Here is a 1,972-nt window from a genome sequence, read left to right as displayed (position 1 = left end):
AAGAAATTTAGTTAATGGATTTAATGCAACTTTTTGATGATAATTCACTCTAGATAATACTCGTTCTTTCATCTCGAACACCTCTTTTCCACACAGCATATAACTCTTAATTTAAGAATACCTTGTTATAAAAGAATATCCCATCGATTTCTCTTACACCTACCTTACAACATTGTAAGGTGTAAAAATGTATTGTATCACAGTCCCTTTTTATCTACTATTCATATGAAATGTTGAATATACATTTATTTATCACACTATTTATAGGAAGTAGGACTCTCCTTAATTTCACTTTATTCTTTTATTATATCAGTTTATACATTTATACTTTTAAACATCTAGCAATCTAATTATATACGATATATCACTATTATACAGAACGAACGTTCTGCAAATCAATACTAGCTTTCGGATTATCTCGCTATTTGTGTGCAGTAAGAATTCTCCCTCAAAACTTGGCTAAAGCTAGGAAATTAGGTGGTAGTCCTGCTTCCTCCACCAATTATTAGCCTACACTTTATTATTGTGACCTTTTTCTGAAACAGTATACATAAAGAAAAGGTTAGCAATTTGAGCTGTCCTCAAATAACTAACCTTTTCTTTACAACCTTCCTATAAGATTATATGGCTGAACTTCCCATGTTTCGTATGGAATAAAATGCATTGCTTTCATCGCATCAAGTGTCCTTGATTTCATATGAGGACGCGTTATATACTCATCAATGTTCTCTTCGTTTAAAGCAACAAATTTAGCCTCTTGTATTTCTTCAGATTGAATTTTTATTTCACCACTAACATATGCTACTTTAAAAACAACAGCTACAATATGCATAGAAGCATTATAATAAATCCCTGTAACTCCGATAGGCTTCACAGTTAATCCTGTTTCCTCCATTATTTCTCTGCAAACAGCTTGATCGAGCGCTTCCCCTTCTTCTACCTGTCCTCCAGGCATTTCCCACGTATCTGCTCGCCAGTGCACTTTCGTTAAAAGCACCTCATTCTTTTCATTTGTTAAATAACCTGCTACGGCAACAATATGCTTTGGTGTTTTATGCTCCACAGAAATACCTCCTAGAAATATGATTATTTAAAATACAAACCTATAACCATATTCCCTAGCAGCTACAAAATACCTTTAATACTTTACCACCTTAATTAACTCCATAAAAAAAGACCCTATCCGTTAAAGGAAAGGGTCTTCTGTCTTATATTATTCCCCTAAGTCTACGTTGTGGTAAACTTGCTGTACATCTTCTAAATCTTCTAATGCATCAACCATTTTTTCAAATTGTACTTGAGCATCTTCAGGAAGTTCTACATCACTTTGTGCAAGCATTGTTAATTCTGCAACTGTAAATTCTTCAACACCAGCACCTTTAAGTGCAGATTGTACTGAATGGAACTGATCAGGTTCAGCATAAACGATAACAGAATCTTCTTCTTCTAGAATGTCACGTGCATCTACATCTGCTTCCATTAAGATTTCAAGAACTTCATCTGATGTTTTACCTTCAAGACCGATAACAGCTGTCGCATCAAACATGTAAGCGACAGAACCGTTTACACCCATGTTACCACTGTTTTTGCTAAATGCAGCTCGTACATCTGCTGCAGTACGGTTTACGTTATTTGTCAGTGTATCTACAATTACCATAGATCCGTTTGGTCCAAAGCCTTCATAACGAAGCTCGTCATAGTTTTCTTCTGAACCGCCTTTTGCCTTTTCAATCGCACGGTCAATAATTGTTCTTGGCACGTTGTATGTTTTCGCACGTTCTAATACAACTCTTAACGTTTGGTTTGATTCTGGATCTGGCTCGCCTTGTTTTGCTGCCACATAAATTTCACGTCCAAATTTCGCGTATATACGGCTTGTATTTGCATCTTTTGATGCTTTTTTTTCTTTAATATTGTTCCATTTACGGCCCATACTTTCCACTCTCTTTCCCATTTTAAATCTACATAAAAA

General features: G+C 35.2%; 2 protein-coding genes. Both read right to left on the bottom strand.

All coding sequences use genetic code 11. From position 1 onward, the window contains the following. Nucleotides 1–601: 601 nt before the first annotated feature. Nucleotides 602–1,063 (bottom strand): NUDIX hydrolase, encoded by a 462-nt coding sequence (locus AB3X49_RS22115; protein WP_002010362.1) that lies wholly within the window; start codon nucleotides 1,061–1,063, stop codon nucleotides 602–604. A gap of 150 nt (nucleotides 1,064–1,213) precedes the next feature. Then, nucleotides 1,214–1,933 (bottom strand): YebC/PmpR family DNA-binding transcriptional regulator, encoded by a 720-nt coding sequence (locus AB3X49_RS22110; RefSeq protein ID WP_002113875.1) that lies wholly within the window; start codon nucleotides 1,931–1,933, stop codon nucleotides 1,214–1,216. Between the last annotated feature and the right edge of the window lie 39 nt (nucleotides 1,934–1,972).

Source organism: Bacillus sp. C30 (assembly GCF_040838255.1).
In the GTDB taxonomy this organism is placed as follows: Bacteria; Bacillota; Bacilli; order Bacillales; family Bacillaceae_G; genus Bacillus_A; species Bacillus_A mycoides.
This window is presented reverse-complemented; position numbering and strand designations above follow the sequence as displayed.

What these genes read in the sequence shown, in the direction of transcription:
- AB3X49_RS22110 (WP_002113875.1), bottom strand. Translation starts at nt 1,933, where the DNA reads ATGGGCCGTAAATGGAACAATATTAAAGAAAAAAAAGCATCAAAAGAT.